This is a genomic window from Salipiger sp. (assembly GCF_059781815.1).
The window spans coordinates 1-4,616 of sequence record NZ_JBYNAH010000302.1 but is presented as its reverse complement, the minus strand read 5'-3'; the positions used below and the strand labels follow the sequence as shown (position 1 = coordinate 4,616).

Annotated in this window: 4 protein-coding genes and 1 pseudogene; 4 read left to right on the top strand and 1 reads right to left on the bottom strand. The window is 68.2% G+C overall.

Annotated features, from left to right (window positions below; genetic code table 11):
- From AC6RA4_RS23420 to AC6RA4_RS23405, 4 genes and pseudogenes are all read left to right on the top strand, one after another.
- Window positions 1–316 (top strand): annotated as a pseudogene (locus tag AC6RA4_RS23420) (cation acetate symporter); the annotation flags it as partial.
- 112 nt (window positions 317–428) lie between these two features.
- The gene (locus tag AC6RA4_RS23415) at window positions 429–2,252 is read left to right on the top strand and encodes a putative nucleotidyltransferase substrate binding domain-containing protein (protein WP_500164390.1); all 1,824 of its coding nucleotides are present in this window, start codon (window positions 429–431) and stop codon (window positions 2,250–2,252) included.
- 24 nt (window positions 2,253–2,276) lie between these two features.
- The gene (locus AC6RA4_RS23410) at window positions 2,277–2,789 is read left to right on the top strand and encodes a hypothetical protein (protein ID WP_500164388.1); all 513 of its coding nucleotides are present in this window, start codon (window positions 2,277–2,279) and stop codon (window positions 2,787–2,789) included.
- Window positions 2,786–4,195, top strand: coding sequence for a 3'-5' exonuclease (locus tag AC6RA4_RS23405; RefSeq protein ID WP_500164386.1), 1,410 nt, complete (start codon window positions 2,786–2,788; stop codon window positions 4,193–4,195). Before AC6RA4_RS23410 ends, AC6RA4_RS23405 begins: the two co-directional genes overlap by 4 nt.
- A gap of 43 nt (window positions 4,196–4,238) precedes the next feature.
- On the opposite strand, the gene AC6RA4_RS23400 is transcribed toward AC6RA4_RS23405, so the two are convergent.
- A partial coding sequence (locus tag AC6RA4_RS23400) for an aminotransferase class III-fold pyridoxal phosphate-dependent enzyme (protein WP_500164385.1) occupies window positions 4,239–4,616 on the bottom strand: 378 nt, incomplete at its 5' end.

Here is a 4,616-nt window from a genome sequence, read left to right as displayed (position 1 = left end):
GCTGATGATGGGCATCTTCACCAAGGTGAACAACAAGGGCGCCGTGGCCGGCATGCTGGCAGGCCTCATCGTGACCCTGGTCTACATCTTCCTGCACAAGGGCTGGTTCTTCATCTCGGGCACCAACTCCTTCACCGATGCGGATCCGCTGCTCGGCACCATCAAGTCGACCTCGTTCGGCGCGGTGGGCGCGATGATCAACTTCGCGGTGGCCTTCACCGTGTCGAAGATGACCGCTCCGATCCCGCAGGAGATCAGCGAGCTGGTGGAAAGCGTGCGCGTGCCGCGTGGCGCGGGCGCAGCCCAGGACCACTAAGCACCAAGGGTCAGGCCGTGCTGCGGCCTTTCCCCTACCCTTTCATCCCGTCCCGCGTTACTCCGGGGCGGGATTTTCGTTTCCACCGTTCCGCCTGACCGGGAGGGCCGCCATGCCGATCGCACCCGAAGAGCTGCTCCGCTTCCTCAGCGGCGTGCACCCGTATGACGCGCTCGACGCCGACGCGCTGGAAAGCCTCGTGCCGCAATTCGTGCAGCGCCGCCTGCCGGCGGGCGAGCCGATCTACGCCTTCGGCCACCCGCTCGAGGGGCTCTACCTGATCCATTCCGGACAGGTCGAGATCCGCGACGAGAACGAGGTCGTGGTCTCGCTGCTCGGCCCCCGCAACTCCTTTGGCGAGCGCGGCCTGGCGCGCGACGGCATCGCCGCCACCTCGGCCCGCACGGTCGAGGAGACGCTGCTGCTGATGCTGCCGGTCTATGCCTTCAACGAGCTGGTGCGCGAGCACCCGGCCTCGAAGCGCTTCTTCGACCGCTCGCGCGGGGCCAAGCCGCGCAAGACCGACCTCGCCCACAGCCGGGTCGAGACGCTGATGGCCCCCAAGCCCCTCACCCTGCCGCCGTCTGCCACCGTGCAGGAGGCGGCGAGAGCGATGGCCGAGCGCCACGTCTCCTCTGTCTGTGTGACCGAGGGCGAGACCCTGCTCGGCATCCTCACCATCCGCGATGTCTCAGGCAAGGTGGTGGGTGCTGGCCTGCCCTTCGACACGCCGCTGGCCCAAGTGATGACCGCCGATCCGATGACCCTGCCGCCCTCGGCCATCGGCTCGGACGTGCTGCACATGATGATGGAGCGCAATGTCGGCCACGTGCCGGTCAGCGAGGGCGGTCGGCTCGTCGGCATGGTCACCCAGACCGACCTGACCCGCTTCCAGGCGGTCAGCTCCGCCGAGCTGGTGGCCGAGATCGCCCGCGCCGACAGCCCCGCCCGCATGGCCGAGGTCACCGCGCGCATCCCGCAACTGCTGGCGCAGCTGGTGGCCAGCGGCAACCGCCACGAGGTGGTGACGCGGCTGATCACAGACATCGCCGACACCGCCACCCGTCGCCTGCTGGCGCTTGGCGAGGAGACGCTCGGCGCGGCGCCGGTGCCCTATCTCTGGCTCGCCTGCGGCTCGCAGGGGCGGCAGGAGCAGACAGGGATTTCGGATCAGGACAACTGCCTGTTCCTCGACAATGCCGCCAGCGACGACGACCTGCGCTACTTTGCCGAGCTGGCGAAATTCGTCAGCGACGGGCTCGACGTGGCGGGCTATTACTACTGCCCCGGCGAAATGATGGCGACCAACCCGCAATGGTGCCAGCGCGTCGGCACCTGGCGGCAGTATTTCACCAACTGGATCAAGAAACCCGATCCCAAGGCGCAGATGCTGGCCTCGGTGATGTTCGACCTGCGCCCCATCGGCGGGACCAAGGCGCTCTACGAGGAGCTGCAGGCCGAAACGCTGGCGGCGGCGGCGAAGAACTCGATCTTCGTGGCGCACATGATCTCGAACTCGCTCAAGCACACGCCGCCCCTCGGCCTTTTGCGCGGCTTCGCCACGATCCGCTCCGGCGAGCACAAGAACACCGTCGATCTCAAGCATAACGGCGTGGTGCCGGTGGTCGATCTGGCGCGGGTTTACGCGCTGCAGGGCGAGCTTGCGGAGGTCAACACCCGCGCCCGGCTCGAGGCGGCGGTGGCGGCGGGCAAGCTCTCGGGCTCGGGCGGGCAGGATCTGCTCGACGCCTACGACCTGATCGCCGAGACCCGTCTCGAGCATCAGGCGGCGCAGGTGAAGCGCGGCGAGGCGCCGGACAACTACCTCGCCCCGGCGCAACTTTCGGATTTTGAGCGAAGTCATCTGCGCGATGCTTTCGTGGTGATAAAGTCGCTGCAATCGGCCCTCGGGCACGGGCGTGGCATGCTGGGCTAAAGCCCGCTCTCTGGGAGGAGAAGAATGTTTCTGGAACTGATCGCCGTTTTCGTCGCGGGCTTTGCCGGTGCGGGCGCCATCATGCTGCTCAACAAGGTCTTCGGCGGGCGGCTGCCGCGCTGGCTGGCGCCAGTGGGCGCAGGCGTGGCGATGATCGCCACCACGATCTCGAGCGAATACGGCTGGTACGGGCGCACCGCGGAGGCGCTGCCCGAGGGCTTCACCGTGGCCTCGGTGCACGAGGCGCGCGCCTTCTACCGGCCCTGGACCTATGCCGCGCCGATGGTCGACCGCTTCATCGCCGTCGATCACGGCACCCGCCGCGCCAATACCGAAACCGAGGGGCTCTACATCGCCGATCTCTACTTCTTCGCCCGCTGGCAGCCGGTGCAGTCGGTCGAGATGATGGTGGATTGCGTCAACCACCGCCGCGCCGACCCGGCGGGCGGCGATGGCGGCGCGCCTGTCTGGCGCGAGGCGGGTGAGGACGATGCCATCGTCGCGGCGGTCTGCGACGCGCCGGAGGGCACCGCATGATCACCACGCTGAGCCTGCGGCTGCGGATCTTCCTGTTCTTCGTGCTGCTGGGCCTCGGCGGCAGCGTGGCGGTGGGCATCGCGCTGTGGTTCGGCTATGTCCGCGCGCTCGACACCACCCCTGCCAACGGCTTCGTTTTCGCCGGCATCCTCTCGGCGCTGGCGCTGCTGGCGCTGACCGCCGGGATCTGGCTGCTGTTCGACGAGAATGTCGCCAAGCCGATCGAGAAGCTCGCCGCCGAGATGCGGGTGCGCGCCCATGCCGGCGTCGCCCGCGAGGTCGACCTCCAATCGGCGCGCTATCTCGGCGATCTTGCGCATGCCGCCCACGCGGTCTCGGAGCGGCTCACCGACACCACCATGGACACCGCCCAGAAGATCGCGCTCGAGACCGAGCGCCTGGCGCATGAGAAGGAGCGTCTCACCGCCCTGCTCACCGAGATCCCGGTCGCGATGATCCTGGTGAACCCGCGCGGCCAGATCGTACTCTACGACAGTCAGGCGGCAGAGGTGCTGGCGCAGCTGCACGTGCCGCGGCTCAACGCGCCGCTGTCCGATTTCTTCGAGGCCAAGGGGCTCGATGCGGCGGTGAAGCAGCTGCACAAGACCGGCCGCGAGGTGAGCTTCGTGGCCGAGGGCATCGACGGCGCGCAGAGCTATTCGGCGCGGCTGAAGCCGATGGAGGGCGGCGGCTACATGATGGTGATCGACGGCGCCCAGACACACATGGCGCCCGAGGCCGAGCGCCCGCTGGTCTATGATTTCGACCTGCTGACCCACGATGCCCCCGAAGCGGTCGAGGAGACGCCACTTACCGCGCTCAGCTACACCGTGTTCGACACCGAGACCACGGGGCTTTTGCCCCACAAGGACGAGGTCGTGCAGATCGGCGCGGTGCGGGTGCTGAACGGGCGCATCGTGCCCGGCGAGGTGATGGACCAGCTGGTCGATCCCGGCATCCCGATCCCGCCCAGCTCCACCAAGGTGCACCAGGTCAGCGACGCGATGGTGAAGGGACATCCCGACATCGGTGAGGCCGGGCGGCGCTTTCACCGCTTTGCCAAGGGCTCGGTCATCGTGGCGCATAATGCGCCCTTCGACATGGCCTTCCTGCGCCGCCACCGCGCCCGCATGGGGGTCGAGTGGGATCACCCGATCCTCGACACGGTGCTGCTCTCGGCGGTGCTGTTCGGGGCCAGCCAGACCCACACGCTCGATGCGCTCTGCGAACGGCTCGGCGTCGAGATCCCGGCGCAGCTGCGCCACACCGCGCTTGGCGATGCCCACGCGACAGCGCAGGTGCTGGTGATGATGCTGCCGATGCTGCAGGCCCGCGGCATGGAGACCTTTGGCGACGTGCTCGAGGAAACCCGCAAGCACGGTCGCCTGCTCGAGGACCTGAACTGAGGCGCGCCCTGCCCGCCTCAGGCGCGGCGGGCGAGGACGCCCGTCAGCCCAGCACCGTCTTCATCGCGGCGTCGAGCTTGTCGACCAGCTCCCCTACCTGCTCCTCGCTCAGGATGAAGGGCGGAGCGAGCAGGATGTGGTCGCCAGTGGCGCCGTCGATGGTGCCGCTCATCGGGTAGCAGATCAGCCCCTCGGCGAAAGCCGCTTTCTTGAGCTTGGCCGCCACCCCCTTCGAGGGATCGAGCGGCGCCTTGGTCTCGCGATCCGCCACCAATTCCACCCCGAGAAACAGCCCGCGGCCCCGGATATCGCCCACGTTGGCATGCTGCCCGAAGCGCTCTTCGAGCGCGCCGCGCAGCATCGCGCCAATGGGAGCCACCCGCTCGACCAGCTTGTCATCAACCAGCCGGTCACCGCGGCC

Coding starts and splice junctions, on each gene's coding strand:
- AC6RA4_RS23410 (WP_500164388.1), top strand. CDS start 2,277: ATGTTTCTGGAACTGATCGCCGTTTTCGTCGCGGGCTTTGCCGGTGCG.
- AC6RA4_RS23415 (WP_500164390.1), top strand. CDS start 429: ATGCCGATCGCACCCGAAGAGCTGCTCCGCTTCCTCAGCGGCGTGCAC.
- AC6RA4_RS23405 (WP_500164386.1), top strand. CDS start 2,786: ATGATCACCACGCTGAGCCTGCGGCTGCGGATCTTCCTGTTCTTCGTG.